Here is a 20,022-nt window from a genome sequence, read left to right as displayed (position 1 = left end):
CTGGGATACGAGCGCACAGCGTTCTTCTGGATTTTCTTCATGAATTCCCGACGGAAAAAGCTGTATTCAATTCTTTGCCGATCTGCTAGTTTTTCGAGATAAATTAAGTCGTTTGATAGTATAGGAGGAAATATTGTGGGTGTAACTAGAGACTTTTTTATTGCTATGAGCAAAAACCAATTGTTGAACAGCGGTGCAAAAAAATGGGGATTAAAATTAGGTGCCAGTAAAATGGTTGCCGGTACTGACATTGACAGTATGATGAAATCGGTTAAAGAATTGAACAGCATGAAAATCAGTGCGACAATCGACAACCTTGGCGAATTCGTCTACAGCAGAGAAGAAGCGACTGCCGCCAAAGAAGATATCATCAATACTATTGAAGCTATTCAAGAACATGGCGTAGATGCCCATATGTCGATTAAGCTGACTCAAATCGGACTGGATATCGATTACGATTTCAGCCTTGAAAATATTCGCGAAATTGCAGCTGCAGCCGAAAAATACGATATATTCATCAACCTGGACATGGAAGATTATGCCCACCTCCAGCAGACTCTCGATATTCTAACTGCACTGCGTAAGGATTATCCGAATGTCGGTACGGTAATCCAAGCTTATTTATACCGTTCAGAAAAAGATTTGGAGCGTCTGGATGATGTCCGTCTGCGCATCGTAAAAGGTGCTTACAAGGAAATTCCGGATGTTTCCCTGCAAAGCAAGCAGGACATTGATGAAAACTTCCTGAAATTGATCAAAATCCGGCTTCTCGGGAAAGCGTTTACTTCCATCGCAACCCATGACCATAATATCATCAATGAAGTGAAGAAATTCGTTGAAGAAAACAATATCCCTCATGACCGTTTTGAATTCCAGATGCTTTACGGTTTCCGTACGGAAATGCAGAAAGAGCTGGCCGCGGAAGGATATGCTTTCACAACGTATGTGCCTTACGGGAAAGACTGGTACGCCTACTTCATGAGAAGATTGGCGGAACGCCCGCAGAACATCAACTTGGCTTTGCGCAGCATGGTATCCAAATAAATAGAGTGCAAATTAAAAAGGGGCCGCGGAATATATTCCGCGGCTCCTTTTATTTGTCTTCATCCAAAGTTCTGACACGCAGCGGCGGCAGTTCCTGCGACAGCCGTTTGCGGAATTGCTCATATTGCGGCGGAAGCTTCAGCTCCTGCCCGAGTGTTTCAACCGGTTCATCTACTGAGAAGCCCGGCGGGTCAGTGGCAATTTCAAAAAGGATGTCCCCGTATTCACGGAAGTAAATCGAATTGAAATAATTCCGATCCTGCACCGGGGTGACACCGAGCCTCCAGTTTTCGATTTTGTCCTTCCAGTCGAGCTGATCCGCATCGTCTTCAGCCCGCCAGGCAATGTGATGGACGGTGCCTACTCCCATTTGGCCGGTACCTTGCCGCTCCGTCATGACATCCACGATATTGCCGATTTCTGCCGTAGACTTAAAGCGTATGATATTGCCTTCTTCGCCAATTTTTTCGAGTCCCATGACGGACTCCAGCAATTCCCATGTTTTCTCGGCATTCGCTGTGAAAAGAAGGGCTCCAGCAAATCCTTTGATCGCTGTTTCTCCGGTAATTCCGCCGAAATCCCACGAACTTTTCTGGCCTTCAGTCCGTTCCACCAACTCCAGAAGCAGGCCATGAGGGTCTTCGAAGCCTATATAACCCTCGCCGAATCTTTCATTTTCAGTAAATGGAACACCGAATTTAGTCAGGCGCTCCTTCCAGAAACCAAGGCTATTCGGCGGCACAGCAAATGCCGTCACCCCGACCTGCCCGTCACCGATTTTCCCGCGGTAAGCATCGCCCCAAGGAAAGAAAGTCATGATCGTTCCAGGCGCTCCTTCTTCATTGCCAAAATAAAGATGATAAGTCCCTGGATCATCAAAATTGACTGTTTTTTTCGTCAGCCGCAACCCTAAAACACCTGCATAAAAATCCACATTTTGCTGCACATCACCGACGATGGCTGTAATATGATGAATTCCCGAAATTTTCTTTGCCATCATTCACACACTCCTTTGCTAAGCACTTCACCTGCTATCATCATAGCAAGTATTTATCTCGAATTAAAGACATTAAACCCCTTCCCCTTCATCTCTATTATTCAGGCATGTTTTTCTCATGCTTTTTCTTCTTGGCTTGTTCATGTTTTCCCGCTTTTTCCAGATCCTCAATTTCATCTTGTTTAACTTTTTCAATTTCCGATTTGTGTTGTCTTTCTTCATATTTGGTATCCGCTTCTTCTGCCGCTACATCTTTCTGGTGTTCTTTCACTTCTTCTATCTTCTCCATTTCTTCTTCATATTGTTCTTCCACTTCACTAGTCGCAGGAATGAAAGGCTCCTCATTAAAATCAGTCCGTTTGCCATAACGCAGCATTTCATAGATGATCAGCCCGTTATTCGGCATCCCGTTGGCTGTTTTCATCGGGACGACATCAAATAGGACGTAATAGAACGCATAAAAGATAAATCGATTCCAGAAAGTTTCATATTCCTGGAGCATATCGTTCGCCAGCATGGCGTTGATGACTAACGCCACCACAACGTTCACTAAAATTGGGCCAGCGTACAATAAGATATAAGCAAATTTCCCTTCCCTTTTAAGGGAATCGTAGGAAAACCAACTGTATAGATGATAATATTTCCGAATATCGAACATTCCGACCTTCACGATTCTTGGTCCGGATCCTACCGTTAAACGGGGATTTTTTACACCAAGCAGCAAGCCTACAATTACGTATCCCATTTCACGAAGAAATACGACGACCGGCAATATGATGAATGCCGATATCACCAGTGCCACTAAATCCGATAACCCGAACATATAAATCCCCCTTTTCCCTTACAACTTCTTTAAAACATCACCTATTTATTTACCCCTTCTTTATAAAAAGAACCTTAAATCGCACATATTACAACATTTAGGCAGTTAGTCTCTTTCTTTATTACAATCATTACAGATAGGATGAACTTACTAGCCCGAAATCGACAGATTATGACGTTGGGATGTGCTTTATGAAAAAACCAGCTAACTTTATGCTAAATAAAATATGGATTTTCCCTATTATTATAGGATTGGCGCTATTGGCGGTTCTTTTCATGGAAGACATGATGACGCCGAAAGACGCTGTCGCTTCCAGGGAGCCAGCCGGGTCGGCAGTGTTTGCTCCGCCTCCTTATATAGAAGAAGTGCGGGCGGAAGTCACTGTAATCCCAGACCTCATTTACGAAGAGGAATCAGATGCGCTTTTGGACCTTTATATTCCCGCAACGCTGGACGAACCGGTACCAGTGATTTTGTGGATTCACGGCGGCGGTTATGTCGGCGGTTCGAAAGACAGCCGGCGTGATTATGCCATGACTCTTGCCCATGAGGGCTATCTTGTAGCCAATATTGATTACGGCCTTGCTCCTGAACAGCTTTATCCAGGACCGATTTTCCAGGCAAACGCTGCACTGGCATATCTTCAGGAGCATGCCGCTGAGTTTGGCGGAGATATGGACCGCATATTCATCGGCGGTGATTCTGCCGGCGCGCAAATTGCAAGCCAGCTCAGTGCCGTTATCTCAAATGAAGGATTAGCTTCCACCATGGGGCTTACGCCATCCGTTGATTCCGAAAAGCTGCGCGGCGCTTTATTGTTTTGCGGATTATACAATATGGCAACAGTCAGTGACACCGGATTTCCCAATATCGATTATTTTTTGAACACATACACCGGAACCACGGCGTTTGAAAACTTCAGGGATTTGGAAGAGCTGTCGACAGTTAAGCACATTACCGCTGATTTTCCGGATACATTCATTTCAGTGGGAGACGGAGATCCACTGGCTCCGCAATCAATCGAACTTGCAAGCATCATCCGTTCACACGGAATAACGGTTGAAACGATGTTTTTCGAGGGTTCGGAAAAAAATCTGCAGCATGAGTTCCAATATGCGCTGGACACACTTGATGCGCAGGAAACATTAAGCGAAACTTTGGATTTCCTTTCAGTTAAAAGCAGATAAAAAGACTCCAATTGAGCAATTTCCGCTCAATTGGAGTCTTTTTCAGTTCTGACTCAGTAATTTTTCCGATGTTGCCGATTTAGAGCTGGGCACATCCGCTTTTGCTTTGCTTCTGGCTGGAATCATATTGAACACGATGTTCAATGCGATTGCCGTTACACTGCCTGCCACAATGCCGTTGCTCGTCAGGATCTGAAAGCTTGGCGGCACCAACGCAAAAATTTCTGGAACCACTGTTACCCCCAGCCCGATTCCGACAGAACAGGCAACGATCATCGAGTTTTCCGTAGATTCACCCATCACTTTGCCAAGCATTTTTATTCCCTGGGAAATAACCATACCGAACATCGCAAGCATCGCTCCACCCAGGACAGCTGTCGGGATGATTGTCGTCATGGCCGCAATTTTCGGTACAAATCCAAGTGTGATGAGCATCATCGCGGCGATGAAAATAATTTTCCGGGATTTGACGCCGGACATCTGGATCAGTCCGACGTTCTGTGAAAATGCCGTATAAGGGAAAGCATTAAAAATGCCGCCCATCATTATAGCCAAGCCTTCCGCCCGGTAGCCTTTCGCCAAATCCTTCTGTTCCAATTTCTTTTTCGTGATATCGCTTAACGCGAAGTAGACACCCGTCGATTCAACCAGGGATACCATCGCCACCAAGCTCATCGTCAGAATGGCGGACCATTCGAAAGTCGGCATGCCGAAATAAAACGGTTTGACCATATGAAAATAGGAAGCTTCGGCGATTGGCGCGAAATTGACCAACCCCATGAAACCGGCAACGAGCGTCCCGCCGACAAGACCAAGCAGAATCGAAATGGCTCTGACAAAACCGGTTGAGAACTTGTAAAGCAAAATGATGAATAGCAGCGTGCCGAATGCCAGAGAGATATTGGCAGTGGAACCGAAATCAGCCGCACCTTGCCCTCCGCCCATATTATTGATGGCAACAGGAATCAGCGTAATTCCGATGATCGTCACCACAGAACCCGTGACGATCGGCGGGAAGAAGCGCACAAGACTGCCGAAGACACTGCTGATCAGGACGACAAAAATTCCGGATGCTATGATCGCCCCATAAATAGCAGAAATGCCAAATTCGCCTCCGATGGCAATCATCGGACCAACTGCTGTAAACGTACAGCCAAGAACCACCGGCAGACCGATTCCGAAAAATCGGTTGCTGACAATTTGCAGCAAGGTTGCAATCCCACACAGTAAAATATCGATTGATACTAAGTAAGTCAGTTGTTCAGAGTTGAGGCCGAGTGCGCCTCCGACTATTAATGGAACCAATACGGCTCCGGCATACATCGCCAGTACATGCTGCAGCCCCAGAGCTGATTCGCCTAATAATTTTTTCATCGGACCATCGCCTCCTCAAAGAACTCTGCTTTGCCATTTTCCATTGTCTTGATGTTCGCGAGCGTTTCCACGCGGATGCCGCGGTCGCGGATCTCCTTGCCGCCGGGCTGGAAACCTTTTTCGATGACAATGCCGACACCTGCAATCGACGCTCCAGCTTGTTCAATGATATTCAATAACCCCAAAACCGCCTGGCCGTTAGCCAGAAAATCATCCAAAATCAGCACCATATCATCTTTATCCAGAAAATCTTTTGAGACCGATATTTCACTAGTGACATTTTTGGTAAACGAATGGACGCTTGCCGAATACAAATTATCGGTTAATGTGAGCGACTGGCTTTTGCGCGCAAAAACAGGCTTAACACCCATTTTGAGGCCCGTCATTACGGCAGGGGCAATCCCTGAAGATTCGATTGTCAATATTTTAGTGACGCCGGCATCCGAGAAGCGCGAGGCAAACTCTTCGCCGATTGCATCCATCAGCACCGGATCGATTTGGTGATTCAGGAATGAATCCACTTTCAAGACGGATTCAGATAATACTCTTCCTTCTGATACTATTTTCTCCTGTAACTGCTTCATTTCGCTGGTTCCCCTTTCGTCACGGCCGAGGGCATAAAAAATAGCCCTCAGAACCGTGCATCCATTCATAACCATGAGCGGAGCAATGTCCTTCGAGCTGAATTCGAAAGGAAACGCAAAGAAATATGCGCCAAAAAGGGCATAGTCCATCGTTTCGTTGCTTCTCATAGTCGGTTTATTTACGGTAAACCGGTAGAAACTCGCGAGCCATATCCCCGCTATTATATGAGTGAATATTATTTTTGAATGGACCAATTATAGCACGCCTCAAAAATCATTCAAGGCAGAATTGAAATATAAAAATTTTCAGATATATGAGCTGTTTGAGGCAATCGTGAAGCTATATTCCTTTTCAAACAATTTTGACCGAAAATAATCGGAATGGATTGATTTTATTTACATCTGACTATATATTTAGAGAGGCGAAATAACTTTCTGCAGAAAAGAGTGGATTAGATGAAATCCTGGTTCATGGACTGGAAGACTAAAATCCTTTCCTTTAATCGAAACGTTAAACTGTTTATGCTCGCCAATGTCCTGATCCAAATCGGGTTGGGCGTTTTCATGGTGATGTATAACCTCTATATAAAAGAACTCGGCATGCCTGAAACCGTCAACGGCAAAGTGATTTCCATGACCGCTCTGGCTTCGGCCATCATGCTGATTCCTGCAGGTTTCCTCAGTGATAAAATCGGACGGAAATGGATCATCATTGCAGGTGCTTTGTTCGGTGCCGTCACTTTATACTATCGAAGCTTTGCGGTTCTGGAATCCCCTCTTGTTACTGCAGCTTTTTTCACCGGTCTTTTCATGGCTTTCGTCCAAGTTTCCGGTGTACCGCTTCTCGCCGAGAACTCAAAATCTTCTGAGCGTGTGCACATGTTCAGCATCTATTTTGCTTTGATGACAGCCGCAAATGTTGTGGGCAGCCTGCTGGGCGGCATCGTATCCGACGTATTCCAAGTCTATCTGTCGATGTCCGCAGTCGACGCCATCCGCTGGTCGCTGCTTTTTGGGGCCACCCTTTTTACAGCAGGGCTCTTGCCTTTATTCGAATTGAACAATAAAATACCTGAACCTTCCGAAAAAGTGGAGACAAGGATCGATATCGAACCGGATGATCCTGGGTTAAGGCGAAATTTGATCGTTATTTTCCACTTCTCATTCGCCAGCCTGCTGATCGGCCTTGGCTCCGGTTTGGTTGTGCCGTACCTGAATCTTTACTTCGCAAATCGCTTCGACGCTTCCAATGCCTACATCGGTCTGGTGCTATCACTCGGTTCCGCCATGACCGCAGTCGCAATGCTGATTGGTCCGATGCTTGTCCGGCGGGTAGGCAAAGTAAAAGCTTTAATCATCTTTCAGGTCCTGTCGATTCCCTTCCTGATTCTGACCGCATATACCACTTCTCTATTTTTGGCTTCGTTAGGCTTTTTGCTGCGCCAGGCATTGATGAATGCAGGTAATCCCATCCAAAGCGCTATTGCGATGGAAGTCGTGCACGATAAATACAAAGGGCTGGCAAATTCCGTGAACCAGATGGTCTTTAATGTCGGCTGGGCCACGATGGGTCCGGTTGCGGCAGGCCTGGTCATCGCTTTCGGTTCGTATTGGGGCTATGCCTATGCGTTCTCGATCACAGCCGGATTGTATATCGTGTCGTCCACTTACTATTACTTTATTTTTGGCAGAAGGAAGTTGAGTGAGGAGTAAAAAGAAAAGCGGAAACGGCCGCTCAGCTCCGACAAGCAAGAGATGGACCAAATGTAATTTGGGACATCTCTTTGCGACGAAGCTAGCGCAGCGATGCAGGAGTTGCCTAAAAAAACGTGCTCCTGCAGTGCTGCGCACTTCGTCGCAAAGGCATTCTCCGTGCAACACACGGCTAATGCCTTCGAAGCTGTTTTGCGAAATATCGATTACTTACATTTATCTTTTTCTCAACAAGCTAAAAGCACCGAACCCATCACGGATCCGGTGCTTTCTGCTTAATTGTTGATATACTTTTCAAATACGTCGCCGAAATCTTTTACATGATACTGATTTCTGACAGAAGTCAGCCATGTGAATCCGAAATCCGTCAGTTTTGAATACTGTTCGTCCAATGCCACATTGGAAGGACGGGAACTTTGAAGAATTCCTGCTGCTTTATCAAGGCTTTGGTTGGCCATATCAATTACGATGCCGTTTTCATAAGTCAATTCCGCGATGCGCAATAAAGATTTATACAAATCCTTCAATTGCTCAATTTGGCTTTTCTGAACGTCGATTTGAAATTGTTCAGCTCCCAGTTTAAAAGCAATTTCTACATCGATATCTATTTTTCCAGCGGTCTCCAAAAATACATCGGAAATCGGATGTCTTGAATAAGGATAGCGTTTTAAAGTTCTTTTTGAAGATACGGCACTCTCTCCGTCCACATGGATTAAAGCAAGATTTGTAAAACAATATTCATCCGCTCTTGTTTTAATCAGGAAATATATCTTTTCCTGGTCTTCATGCATGACATAATCATCGGAATCTGTTTTATCAAAGTCCTTCGGATCGATTATTTTTCCGACATCACTTAAACCCAAAGCGTCTGACGCCATTTTCTTGAACATTTCTTTTCCTCCTTCTTCTATTGAGAACAATTACATCTTCATTTTATCAAACACGCCTGATTTAGCTACACTCAACCTGTCATCTAACCTGTGTATTATCATTAAGAAAAAAGCTGTTCCGCGAATCCGCTTAAGGATTATTGGAACAGCTTTTTCAATTAATTTTTGTGTCACCCCATTGGCGCAATAATAGAATTCACATACTCAGAAACCTGCTGTATGTTCGGGCCGTTATGCCCCCCGTTCCCGGGTTACTTTGGCAAGACAGTCAGCAGCTTTCACAAACAGCTAATCTTAATTGTATTTTTTACTTATCGCTTCTTCACCTCGTAAGTGAACTCAAGCTCAACTGTTTTTCCGGCACCCATCCGTACATGAAATTCCAAAGTATGCGAAGCTTTTACTTCATAATCATGGGTCGAGGATTCCATTTCCCAAATAGGATCGCTGACTGAATGCTCGACAAGGACAGCAATATTTTTCAGCTTGCTGTTTTTAATTCTGTAGACGAAAGTAACGTACTCTGAACCGCCTGTGACTTTCCGGCTCTTTTCAAATGATTTATTGGTTAAGTCAAAAGTTTTGCCAATTGTTACTATAAGCTTCTCCTTGGCTGACATATGGCTGATTTCATCTTCCCCGAGAAAGTCCAACTCCCCATTTCCGCCATGCCCATAAAATTGTATGTTTCCTTTTGGAAGCGGAATATCCAATCCTGAATCAGCAGCATTCCCTAACTGAAGCTGTATAGATGCATTCTCTTGCCGATCTTCAATTCTGTATATTTTCTGAAAAGCAGCAGGCTGATTATGGATAAATCGGACCTGCTTATGTCCGCCTCCTCCAATCGAGAAAGTCCCTTCCAGTTCATAGACATTCCCTTCAGTAAAGCCATATGGTTTCAGCTCACCGGAGGAGCCTTTTACATTGAACCGGCTGTTCTCCATGAAGGGAACCCCTTCACCGGTTCTTTTCAAAATGCCGGCAACCGCTCTTATTTGGCAGTTTTCAAAATCTCCTCCGGCATAGTTTATAATTTTTATCCAGCCATTCAATACCATTTCTTCGTCCAAAAGTTCGGCAATATAGTTCGCTTCCCAATTGAGGCCGGAAACCAGATAATGCAAACCGATATCTGTATCTTCATGCAAAGTTTCAATGCGGCAGGATATTGCAGGATCGATTTGAATTTTGCCGCCTCCCGATGGCAGAATGATATGTCCACCAGGATTAACCAAGATTTCATCGGTACCTTCAATTTCCCCGATAACATCGGGTCCAGCATTCAGCAAACGGATTTTCGTTTCAGTGCCCGTTTCCAAATTTCCCACAGTAACTACCCGGCCAATATATTTTTCCAACAACTGCTCTTTATCTGTTATGCCCCGTTCGTAATCCTGTTCCAGGACAGCAGCCCCCTTGACGAACAAAGAGTCAGGTTCAATTCCAGCTGGAAGGTCCCCGATGACCAAGTGATTGATTTCTGTTTCAAGCTGCAGGCTTCTAACCTCCCTGACAGCCGCGAAATCATTATAAATTGTCAGTGCAAGTAATTTTCTGCTGTCCTTTCCTGAATGGAATATCATCAGGCACCTCCACTTCAACGATTGAAGTAATTCTTCAAATATTGGATTGTTTCCTTCCGGCAACCGTCCGTCAATGGCGATCTTTTGGCATGTACGAGATCCCCGTAAATCAAATCATCAAGAAACCGTACTTCTTCAGCATATATTTTATCTTGCCCTTCATCCAGCACTTCCAAATTCACATAGATGGAATTTCCTTGTTCTGTATAATCGATTATTGTAACTTGATTGCCCATATAGCCCTCCCGGAACTTCTGTTCAGCTGTGTTCATTTTATACTATCCCTATAAGAGAATTTTATCACTTACAGATTTTATTGCCATGTATTTCTGATTATTCTAACTATAATTTTCAAAGAAAATAAAAAGCCGTTAAAGGAATCAGGGTTGCTGTTCCTAAACGGCCTTGTATTGCATTCATACTAATATAGGCTTCCTTCACCGACCAGCAGTTCAGGAAAATCTTTTTCAATCACTTCTTCAAGTCCATATTCCTGCAGGATCTCAAGCAGCTCTTCTTCATCAACTTTGCAATAATCCAACAGCTCACTCCTGTCATGGCTCTTAAATTTCAGAATGTATTTTTTACGGCCATTCTTTGACAGCACATAAACGTCCATCGGCACATAGCTTCTGATCGTCCTAAAATCCTGATGCTCGATTACCGATGCTGCATCCATTTTATCCAAGTGGGTATAGATAAAAGCTTCAGATCTTTTTTCTTCCGCTGAAATGAAACTCATCTTTGCATGATGCCTGTTGATGAAGCGTTCAGATAATCGCTGATGGAATGTGATTGTTTCCCATTCAACTTTAGTGCGATATTTTTCAATAAACAATTCTGACAGCACTTGGTGGCGGGTTACAGCAGTCCAGTCCACCCGTTCGGGATGACGGTCGATCAACGACATCGGCAAATGCTGGCAAACCGATAAGGAAGGCCAAGACAGTTTTTCACTGTGCCGTTCGATAAAAGCTGGCGAAAGACCTTTGGCATTCAACATTTCTTTTTTGCGCGAAACAATTTCCCAATACTGTTTAAGATTAAACGGACTTGCTTCATTTTCCCTTGTCTTGGCTTGTCTTTTGCTTAACTTCTCCGTATCCGCGCTCCATTTTTCCGCCTCAGCAAATTCTTCGATAAACGCCTCAGACACTTTCTGGGTGCGTATGACTTCATCCCAATACAGGCGTCCGCTGAATTCGCGGATAAATCCCTCCGATAATTGCTGATGGCCCGAAACCAGGTACCAGTTAACCTGCGCTTCATTGTCGCGGATGAATTTTTCCGATAAATTTTCGGTTTCGCATATTGTATTCCACGAGACCGAACGCTTGTCTTTAATCGCTCTCGCTTCCATTAATTCGTTTAAATCACCAAACATTGCGTCCACTCTCTTTTCAAATAATATTCCATTTCCCTCGTTCTTCGGCGACTGGCTGATTATACAAATAAAGCCCGCATACCGGCATAAACCGAAATGCGGGAAGTAGAGTCTTTTGATCATTTCTTCTGGTTCTCGGCAGTTTTTCATCTATTTAAGTTGTTATAGAAGAGACGATTGATTTTATTGGCCGATTGCTTCTGCCGCAATTCCAAATCAATAGCTTAATATAGTTTTTCGTTATAGTAGCTGCTATCTGTATCCTTCTCTCTTATGTTAACTCTCTTATTCCCCAAAGAAAAGAACTAAAACAGAAATATGTTGTTTTTGATACTAAATTGACTCCTTGTTATCCTAAAACACTCGTTTCTGGAGTTGAAGAAAAAACAGCAAGTGAAAAACCCGTTGAAAATTACAGCGGGTTTTGACTTTTTTCTATTAGTATAAAAGTAACGAACTACTTTTTCTTCTGTACAATTGCTACCGTACATCTTGATACGCAAATTAACCGATTTTCTTCATCCACAATTTTAATATCCCATACCATCGTCGTGCGCCCTTTATGCAGAGGAGTTCCGACAGCTGTAACAATTCCATCGCGTTTTCCTCTGATGTGATTGGCATTGATCTCAAGCCCTACCGCGATTTCGTTTTCCTGATCAATGAGATGCCAGGTCCCTACACTCGCGACCGTTTCGGCAAGTACGACGGAAGCTCCGCCATGAAGCTGGCCAAAAGGCTGATGTGTTGAAGAATTGACCGGCATGGTCGCTGTCACTCTGTCTTTCGTCACTTCCCCCATTTCGATCCCTAAAACTCCAGCAATCGTTTCTTCCATCGGTTTAAGCTTCATTGTTCTTCCTCCTCTTAATATTGGATTGTTCTTGTTGCAAGCATGGCAAATATTACATCTTTTGGCAACGCCTTTTACTTTTGCTGTCTTTTTTTAAGGAAAAACCCGATATCTTCATTCTTGTTTCCTTTTAAACCTTGTTTTCATTTTTGTAATCTAATTGTAACAATAAATCATATTGCCTATTCTATTCGTTGCAGATAGAATAGAGAGTACTAAAATTACTAAGTATACTTTACTGTTTAACTATAAAAAATTTACATATAAAGGGAGAGAAACTATGAATAAGATTGCCTTTTCAGTAATTGCATCCGGCTCCTTGGCCCTTTTAATCGGAGTTGCAGATGCAGAAGCAAGTTCAACTTACACGATTAAATCAGGCGACAGCCTTTGGAAGATCGCCAGCCAGCATAACGTTTCAGTAGCTGAGTTAAAATCATGGAACAAACTGACTTCGGATGCCATTTTCCCGAATCAGGTACTTCAAGTGGCAGCGGCTGCAACGGGCAGTTCAACAACCACTCCGGCTCCTGCGCCGACACCGGCTCCTTCCCAGCCAGTCAGCAACACGACCAATACATATACAGTAAAATCAGGCGATACTTTATCAAAAATTGCTTCTTTACATAAAACGACCGTCAGCAAAATCCAGGAACTCAATAAGATTTCCGGCCACCTGATTTACCCGGGACAAAAACTTACTGTCAGCGGAGCGGTTTCTGCCCCTGCAGTCACTGCACCAACTCCGCCGACGGCCACAGCGGCACCTGCTCCAGCACCAGCTCCATCTGCCGGAACTGCGAGAACTTATAAAGTTGTCAGTGGTGACACATTAACAGGAATCGCTTACCGCAACGGTATTTCGGTGACACAATTGATGAACTGGAACGGACTTACTTCCAGCATGATCCGCGTTGGGCAAGTTCTAAAAATTGAAAACTCCACAGCGGCGCCTTCACAAACAACGCCTGTATCAAACCCGGCTCCACCGGCAGCGACTGATACAGTCGGCAAAATTGTGGAAACAGCAAAATCGCTTGTCGGAACACCATATGTGTGGGGCGGCTCGACTGCCAGCGGATTCGACTGCAGCGGGTTCATCTATTATGTATACAACCAGGCGGGCATCAAAATTCCACGTACCAGCACAACTGGCTATGATGCGCGTTCATACGACATCAGCTCACCACAAGTCGGCGATCTAGTGTTCTTTGAAAACACATATCGCGCGGGAATTTCCCACATGGGCATCTATATCGGCAACAATCAGTTCATCCATGCAGGCGGTGACAAAGTTCAGATCACAAGTTTGAGCAACAGCTATTGGAGCAAGCACTTCTCTGGCTATAAACGCCTTTATGCAATGGATTAATATCAGCCTTCAGCCTTTCTTCCGTTAACTCGGAGAAGAGGCTTTTTTATTTTAATGGTCGATTATGCGAATAAAACCTTTTCTTTAATTATAATGATTATCATTTAGAATTGATTTTAATTTGAAAAATGTTATTATTAAATAGTAAAGTTAAAAAAATGAGAATGAGGTGTTCGATTCATGAGTACAAACAAAACAGGTTTAACAACCAGCTGGGGTGCCCCAGTCGGAGACAACCAAAACTCACAGACTGCCGGAGCGCGTGGTCCTGTCCTATTGCAAGATGTGCATTTGCTTGAAAAATTGGCGCATTTCAATAGAGAACGTGTACCTGAACGCGTAGTCCACGCTAAAGGCGCTGGCGCACACGGTTATTTCGAAGTAACTCAGGACGTTTCAAAATACACTAAAGCTGCTTTCCTTTCTGAAGTCGGCAAAAAGACAGATATGTTTGCCCGCTTTTCAACAGTAGCAGGTGAAAACGGTTCTGCAGATACAGTTCGCGACCCACGCGGTTTCGCTTTGAAATTCTACACAGAAGAAGGAAACTACGATCTAGTCGGTAACAACACGCCGATTTTCTTTATCCAAGACGCGATCAAATTCCCTGACTTTATCCATACACAAAAACGTGATCCAAAAACGCATTTGAAAAACCCTAACGCAGTGTGGGACTTCTGGTCATTGTCACCTGAATCCTTGCACCAAGTGACTTACTTGATGGGCGACCGCGGAATTCCCGCAACACTTCGCCACATGCACGGTTTCGGAAGCCACACATTCAAATGGACTAACGCTGAAGGCGTATCCCATTGGGTGAAATACCACTTCCTGACTGAACAAGGCATCAAGAACATCACACAGGAAGTAGCTGACAAAATTGCCGGCGAAAACCCTGACTTCCACACAGAAGACTTGTTCAACGCTATTGAAGAAGGTGACTTCCCTGCTTGGAAAATGTATGTGCAAATCATGCCTTTGGAAGATGCGAACACGTATCGCTTCGACCCATTTGATGTAACAAAAACATGGTCACACAAAGATTACCCGTTGATCGAAGTTGGCCGCATGGTGCTTGACCGCAACCCTGAGAACTATTTCGCTGAAGTGGAGCAGGCAACCTTCTCACCTGGCACACTTGTTCCTGGTATCGACGTATCACCGGACAAAATGCTGCAAGGCCGCTTGTTCGCTTACCACGATGCTCACCGTTACCGCGTAGGCGCCAACCACCAAATGCTGCCAATCAACGCAGCTAAAAACCAAGTAAACAACTACCAGCGCGACGGCCAGATGAACTTTGGCAAAAACGGCGGCGGTTCAGTTTACTACGAGCCAAACAGCTTTGATGGACCGACTGAAACAGCAGCTGCTAAACCGGCACCGCTTGAAGTCAACGGTGTGACAGATTCAGTGCCATATTTCAAAGACGATTTCTACACGCAGCCAGGCGACCTATACCGTCTGCAAAGCACTGAAGAGCAAGAGCGCCTTGTAAACACGTTTGTCGGCGGATTGAGTGCTGTAACTTATGACCACATCAAACTTCGCATGATCGAGCATTTGTACAAAGCGGATGCAGAATTCGGTTCACGCGTAGCAGCAGGATTGAACCTTACTGTTCCTGGTCTTGCAGAAACAAAATAATTTATTGAGAATTGATGGTTAATATTCTCAATTAGCAGCCGGCCCATTTTGTGGGTCGGCTTTTTTGCTGTTTTTCGGTGGATTTATAGAGTTGGGCGTATTTGGCCTTAAGTTGGGCGTAAATTGATGAAAGTTGGGCGTATTTCACCCGAAGTTGGGCATAAATCGATGAAAGTTGGGCATAAACTACAAAAAAGGATGCCGGCACCATTCGTACCGACATCCTCTCTCCTTCTTTTATTCGCGTTCCATTTCCGCAATGAGCGCTTCCGCCAGATCCTTGCCGTTCTGGATGCACGCACCGATGCCCACTCCGTAATAAGAGGCGCCAGCCAAACGGACATTCGGCAGTTGCTCAGCCAGTTTCCGCTCCAACCCTTCAACAGCCGCTTTATGATGCATATTATAATTCGGCATATTGCCATTCCAGCCGGTGACTTCCACCGATTTCGGTTCAGCCTCCAATTTCAGGCTCTTACGGATGTCATCCATTGCAACAGCGGCCAGCTGCTGTTCCGTCATCCCTTTCAATTCATCAAACCCTGGATTTGAGCTCTTATAAAATAAACGGACCAGCAAGCGGCTGTCCTTTGACGTATGCTGCCATTTCCGGCTTGTCCACGTGCAGGCGTTACAGCGAAGATCCGTGTTGTCGGAAACAATGAACCCTGTGCCGTTCGCGGGCAGTTCCGCATCCGGAATATCAAAACCGAGGTAGATGCTGATCAGTGATGAATTGTGTAATTCATTGAATTCAGGCTCCAATTCAGGCAGATTCAAAACCTGCTGTGCCAGATGATGCGGAGTCGTCAGGATGACGTAATCCGCTTCCACTCCATCACCGCTCTCCAATTCGAGCGTTACAATTCCATCGTTTTTCCGGACCGATGCAACTCCTGTGCCTTTCATGATTGCGGCATCCGTCAGCGTTTCTTCCAACCGTTCGATCAACACTGCCATGCCGTCATCAAACGACAGGAATTTTTTATTGGCCGCGCCCTGGAACTTGGTCCGATTGGCACCCAGTCCTTTAATGATGCTGCCGTACTCATTTTTATAGTCAACCAGATAAGGCAAAGTCGAGGCCAGTGTCAGATCATGCAATTTTCCCGAATAGACGCCTGATAATACAGGAGCAATCTGTTTCTCGACCAATTCCTTCCCCAAAAAGCTCTCAAGAAATTCGCCGATTGAGCTGTCGCGGGTGAAATGCTCATTCTTCGTTTCGAAATCCTTCAGCGCTTCCTGCTTGCCCTGTTCGGAAATCAACGTGGAGCTGAACAGCGCTTCTTCATCCATCGGGATGCCGAACACCGTATCCGCCGGAATCGGATGCAGTCCGCTGTCCGTGTACAGATAGGAGATGCCGGTGCCGTTATAAACCACGCGGTCCTCAAGGCCCAGCTCTTCGACCAGTGGCCAAACACTGCCATGACGGGCCACAATCGAGTCTGCCCCTGTCTCCATGATGAATTCGCCGTCTTTAACGGTGCGGATTTTGCCGCCGAGCTCTGTATTCCTTTCGATCAATACCAATTCAATATCCAAATTCTCCTGCTGCTTGAGTTTCCGGAAATAATGCATAGCGGAAAGGCCCGTGATGCCGCCTCCGATAACTGCCACTTTCTTCATGCCAACCACACTCCTTACTGTTGATTCTATTTTATCAATAAAACCAGCAACCTGCAGTCAGGGATATTTGTATTCTAAGTGAACGGTTTTATTTGTTAGAAGCCCTGCCATAAACGTGATAGTATGGTAATAAAGTAATACGAGAATGAAGGAGAGTTTGTAAATGCAAAACCCTATTGATAAAACGATTATGGAAAGACGATCCATCACTAATTTCAAGCTGGACCCGGTCGACATCGATGAAATCATCGAGCTGCTCGATATCGCCAAATGGGCTCCTAACCATAAAGTCAATGAACCTTGGCGCTTCCTGTTATTTGCAGAAGCCGGCAAAGAAAAGTTTGTGGAGGCGTTTCTTGGAGCCGCTTCAAAAGTCAACGGCGCACCTGCTCCTGCCGCACTCAATAAAGCCGAGTATTTCCGTGACATCCCGCTTCACTTGGTCGTCGTCATTTCTGAAGACCCGCGCCAAAAACAGCGCGACGAAGATCTTGGCGCTGTCGCTTCCCTGCTCCAGAACTTCCAGCTGGCAGCGTGGGAACGCGGAATCGGCATGATCTGGCGTTCTAACGACTGGATTTATAAGCCGGAATTCCGTGTTGCGCTCGGTGTCCAGCCAGGCGAGAAAATTGTCGCTACGATGATGATCGGCTATCCGCAGACAGTTCCGCAAAAACGCGAACGGACGCCTATCCGCGAAAAATTGACGATTATTACAGAATAGACAGAAGCAGGAAAGGCCCCGAATCTGAATTCGGGGCCTTGCTTTTGTTTTATTCCCAACTTTGGTCCGTTTATTCCCAACTTCGTCGCTTTTATTCCCAAGTCGCAAATTCCATAAGAAAAGACGCCGCAGATGACGGCGCCGTTCCTCTTTTATTTCAATACCGACATTGCCCCGACTGCTCCTGAGTATTCGCCGTTCTCCAGAAACAGCGGTACGGCGCCTCTTAAAACCGTGTAGCTTTCCACTACTTCTTTTAGCAATGGATTGTGGAAGAAAGATGAGCCGATGTAGATGATTGTGGAATTATTGCACTGCTTCGCCGCATGCACGCTGACGGTGCTGACCGTTTCCCCGACCAGACCTATGACAGCGGCGAGCAATTCCTCTTTCGACAATTCGTGTGCAACTTCAAAGATTTTATTGCCGAAATTACTGGCCGTCAGCTCGCCGGAAATCGGCGGCGTTTTGCCTTCGTAAATATGTTTCACTTTCAGATCGATCCGGTCCCGCGACCCTTTGCGCGCCAATGCAACCATTTCTTCATAATCCATCACGCCTGTCAATAATCGGCTTAAGCCGACCAACGTGCCGCCGCCAATGCCGGTGCCGCCGATGCGCTCCTGCTGATTGTTTTCGACGCAGTGGATGGAAGTTCCCGTTCCCACGTTCGTTAAGAGATAAGAATCATCATCCCGGCCCATTTTTTCCAACAGGAATTGCACACCCAGATGAGTCGCTTCAAATTCGACCATTTCCTGCGCTTTTTTATCCAATAAAGAAAGAAGGACTCCCGACTTTCCTCCGGTAATGCAAATGTCACCATCGCTCAAACCGTTTACCCATGAAGCCACTTGCTGAATTTCCGCAATTGGATACTTGTCAAAGTGGAGCGTTCCATTTTCGGTGTACGCAACTTTGATCAGCGTACCGCCTGCATCTATTCCGACAATCATACTTGCACCTGCTCTTTCCCGCATTTCAACCATCAAAACGCCAGCTAGTTGTAAATCACATGATGAAATTCTACCACAATAATGAATTACATGGGAATCTCTTGCCCATGTTTTGCTGCAGAGACAGATGCCAGCACCTTATCGGTCTAAACTTTGTTGCATTCCCAAGCCATACGACGAGTTGAACAGCTTGAACAATTGCTCAAATTTGCTCAGGATATCGAGCGCCAATAAGCCGTTGCCTTCAGCTGTTTTCGGATAGCCCAGCGGCACTGTGCGCCGTACGAGCTGGGCATACAGTTCCGCTTCTGTCAGGTCACGGGCGAATTCATTTTCTGCGATGTTCTTGATGAGCGCCAGTGCTCCTGATACATGGGGCGCCGCCATGGATGTACCGGACAGGCTGGCGTATTTGCTGCCCGGATACGCCGAATAAATATCGGTGCCGGGCGCCACCAGATCGATCTCATTATTAGTGTTGCTGAACGGGGCAATCTTCCGTCCGAAATCGACCGCACCAACTTGAATGACTTCACCGTAAGCACCGGGATAGGCGAATTCATCCGTTTGCGGACTGTCATCACCTTCGTTTCCGGCGGCACAGACGACCGGAATCCCTGCATCCACCGCACGCTTCACCGCTTCATACAGCTCCGGTATATCCTGCGGACCGCCAAGCGACATCGATATGACACTGGTCTTTTCACCGTTCGGACCGGTCCAATCCACCGCATAGTGAATACCGTTGATGATGCCTTCGTAATCACCGTTGCCTTCACCGCTCAACACTTTTAGGATGAGCAAATGTGCCTCCGGAGCCACTCCTGCAATACCGCCGGTTTCCTGATGTGAAGCTGCAGCCGTACCTGCTACGTGGGTACCGTGTCCGTTATTGTCATCAAAATTGGATGGATCTCCGCCAAAGTCAGGCGTGAAATTTCTTCCTTCGATGATTCGGTCTTTCAGGTCCGGATGGTCCGGCTGACAGCCCGTATCCAAAATCGCGATGACATTCCCTTTCCCTTTTTCCGCGGCATCCCATACAGCAGGCGCCTGAATCATCCGGACGCCTTCCGGAATCTGAGGCGCTCTCGATGAAATTTCTTCTATACGATACGGTATCAAATGAATATCCGGCATTTTAACTCCTCCTTTTGTTTTTTAAAAAATAAAACCCGGCATAAACGCTGCCGGGTCTGATTTACACTTCGCCTAGCATACGGGCGCAATGGCGTCCGTTCGGCATTAGATTGAAT

The 20,022-nt window shown here is 45.6% G+C and carries 19 protein-coding genes and 1 riboswitch; of the genes, 6 read left to right on the top strand and 13 right to left on the bottom strand.

All coding sequences use genetic code 11. The features are described 5' to 3' along the window. Positions 1 to 135: 135 nt before the first annotated feature. On the top strand, positions 136 to 1,044 hold the full coding sequence (locus CXF70_RS09915) for a proline dehydrogenase family protein (RefSeq protein WP_101802511.1): 909 nt from the start codon (positions 136 to 138) through the stop codon (positions 1,042 to 1,044). 49 nt (positions 1,045 to 1,093) lie between these two features. Here CXF70_RS09915 and CXF70_RS09910 read toward each other — a convergent pair whose 3' ends face one another. Beyond that, positions 1,094 to 2,041, bottom strand: coding sequence for a ring-cleaving dioxygenase (locus CXF70_RS09910; protein WP_101802556.1), 948 nt, complete (start codon positions 2,039 to 2,041; stop codon positions 1,094 to 1,096). 97 nt (positions 2,042 to 2,138) lie between these two features. Further along, positions 2,139 to 2,864 (bottom strand): hypothetical protein, encoded by a 726-nt coding sequence (locus tag CXF70_RS09905; protein WP_101802510.1) that lies wholly within the window; start codon positions 2,862 to 2,864, stop codon positions 2,139 to 2,141. A gap of 191 nt (positions 2,865 to 3,055) precedes the next feature. Between CXF70_RS09905 and CXF70_RS09900 the strand changes: the two genes are divergently transcribed. Then, positions 3,056 to 4,051 (top strand): alpha/beta hydrolase, encoded by a 996-nt coding sequence (locus CXF70_RS09900; RefSeq protein ID WP_233208599.1) that lies wholly within the window; start codon positions 3,056 to 3,058, stop codon positions 4,049 to 4,051. A 42-nt stretch (positions 4,052 to 4,093) separates the two neighbouring features. Here CXF70_RS09900 and CXF70_RS09895 read toward each other — a convergent pair whose 3' ends face one another. Together CXF70_RS09895 and CXF70_RS09890 are read right to left on the bottom strand one after the other, a co-directional pair. Further along, positions 4,094 to 5,425, bottom strand: coding sequence for a nucleobase:cation symporter-2 family protein (locus tag CXF70_RS09895; RefSeq protein ID WP_101802508.1), 1,332 nt, complete (start codon positions 5,423 to 5,425; stop codon positions 4,094 to 4,096). Continuing rightward, positions 5,422 to 6,009 (bottom strand): xanthine phosphoribosyltransferase, encoded by a 588-nt coding sequence (locus tag CXF70_RS09890; protein WP_101802555.1) that lies wholly within the window; start codon positions 6,007 to 6,009, stop codon positions 5,422 to 5,424. Before CXF70_RS09890 ends, CXF70_RS09895 begins: the two co-directional genes overlap by 4 nt. Positions 6,010 to 6,156: 147 nt before the next feature. Further along, positions 6,157 to 6,258: riboswitch (purine riboswitch) on the bottom strand. 207 nt (positions 6,259 to 6,465) lie between these two features. On the opposite strand from CXF70_RS09890, the gene CXF70_RS09885 reads away from it, so the two are divergent. Further along, a complete protein-coding gene (locus CXF70_RS09885; protein ID WP_101802507.1) occupies positions 6,466 to 7,722 on the top strand; it encodes an MFS transporter in 1,257 nt (418 codons plus the stop codon). Between the two features lie 275 nt (positions 7,723 to 7,997). Here the strand turns inward: CXF70_RS09885 and CXF70_RS09880 are convergent, their stop codons facing one another. From CXF70_RS09880 to CXF70_RS09860, 5 genes are all read right to left on the bottom strand, one after another. Beyond that, entirely contained in the window at positions 7,998 to 8,612 is a 615-nt protein-coding gene (locus CXF70_RS09880) for a PH domain-containing protein (protein ID WP_101802506.1), read from the bottom strand. Positions 8,613 to 8,923: 311 nt separating this feature from the next. Beyond that, complete coding sequence (locus tag CXF70_RS09875) at positions 8,924 to 10,198, bottom strand: DUF4139 domain-containing protein (RefSeq protein WP_101802505.1); 1,275 nt, start codon at positions 10,196 to 10,198, stop codon at positions 8,924 to 8,926. A gap of 14 nt (positions 10,199 to 10,212) precedes the next feature. After that, positions 10,213 to 10,470 (bottom strand): hypothetical protein, encoded by a 258-nt coding sequence (locus CXF70_RS09870; RefSeq protein ID WP_233208598.1) that lies wholly within the window; start codon positions 10,468 to 10,470, stop codon positions 10,213 to 10,215. 149 nt (positions 10,471 to 10,619) lie between these two features. Next, entirely contained in the window at positions 10,620 to 11,582 is a 963-nt protein-coding gene (locus tag CXF70_RS09865; RefSeq protein WP_101802504.1) for a hypothetical protein, read from the bottom strand. Between the two features lie 457 nt (positions 11,583 to 12,039). Then, entirely contained in the window at positions 12,040 to 12,435 is a 396-nt protein-coding gene (locus tag CXF70_RS09860; RefSeq protein ID WP_101802503.1) for a hotdog fold thioesterase, read from the bottom strand. Between the two features lie 280 nt (positions 12,436 to 12,715). On the opposite strand from CXF70_RS09860, the gene CXF70_RS09855 reads away from it, so the two are divergent. Further along, the gene (locus CXF70_RS09855; RefSeq protein ID WP_101802502.1) at positions 12,716 to 13,807 is read left to right on the top strand and encodes a C40 family peptidase; all 1,092 of its coding nucleotides are present in this window, start codon (positions 12,716 to 12,718) and stop codon (positions 13,805 to 13,807) included. A gap of 180 nt (positions 13,808 to 13,987) precedes the next feature. Next, entirely contained in the window at positions 13,988 to 15,454 is a 1,467-nt protein-coding gene (gene katA, locus CXF70_RS09850) for a catalase KatA (RefSeq protein WP_101802501.1), read from the top strand. A 31-nt stretch (positions 15,455 to 15,485) separates the two neighbouring features. Here the strand turns inward: katA and CXF70_RS09845 are convergent, their stop codons facing one another. After that, positions 15,486 to 15,677 (bottom strand): hypothetical protein, encoded by a 192-nt coding sequence (locus CXF70_RS09845; RefSeq protein WP_101802500.1) that lies wholly within the window; start codon positions 15,675 to 15,677, stop codon positions 15,486 to 15,488. A 14-nt stretch (positions 15,678 to 15,691) separates the two neighbouring features. Then, positions 15,692 to 17,086 carry a protoporphyrinogen oxidase gene (locus CXF70_RS09840; RefSeq protein ID WP_101802499.1) on the bottom strand — a complete coding sequence of 465 codons (1,395 nt, stop codon included), beginning with the start codon at positions 17,084 to 17,086 and terminating at the stop codon, positions 15,692 to 15,694. Between the two features lie 163 nt (positions 17,087 to 17,249). On the opposite strand from CXF70_RS09840, the gene CXF70_RS09835 reads away from it, so the two are divergent. After that, complete coding sequence (locus tag CXF70_RS09835; RefSeq protein ID WP_101802498.1) at positions 17,250 to 17,810, top strand: nitroreductase family protein; 561 nt, start codon at positions 17,250 to 17,252, stop codon at positions 17,808 to 17,810. A 152-nt stretch (positions 17,811 to 17,962) separates the two neighbouring features. Here CXF70_RS09835 and coaW read toward each other — a convergent pair whose 3' ends face one another. After that, positions 17,963 to 18,799: a type II pantothenate kinase gene (gene coaW, locus CXF70_RS09830; RefSeq protein WP_369916936.1), complete on the bottom strand. Its 837-nt coding sequence runs from the start codon at positions 18,797 to 18,799 to the stop codon at positions 17,963 to 17,965. A gap of 105 nt (positions 18,800 to 18,904) precedes the next feature. After that, entirely contained in the window at positions 18,905 to 19,906 is a 1,002-nt protein-coding gene (locus CXF70_RS09825) for a S8 family peptidase (protein WP_101802497.1), read from the bottom strand. Between the last annotated feature and the right edge of the window lie 116 nt (positions 19,907 to 20,022).

Source organism: Planomicrobium sp. MB-3u-38, from assembly GCF_002836425.1.
Classification (GTDB): Bacteria; Bacillota; Bacilli; order Bacillales_A; family Planococcaceae; genus Planococcus; species Planococcus okeanokoites.
This window is presented reverse-complemented; position numbering and strand designations above follow the sequence as displayed.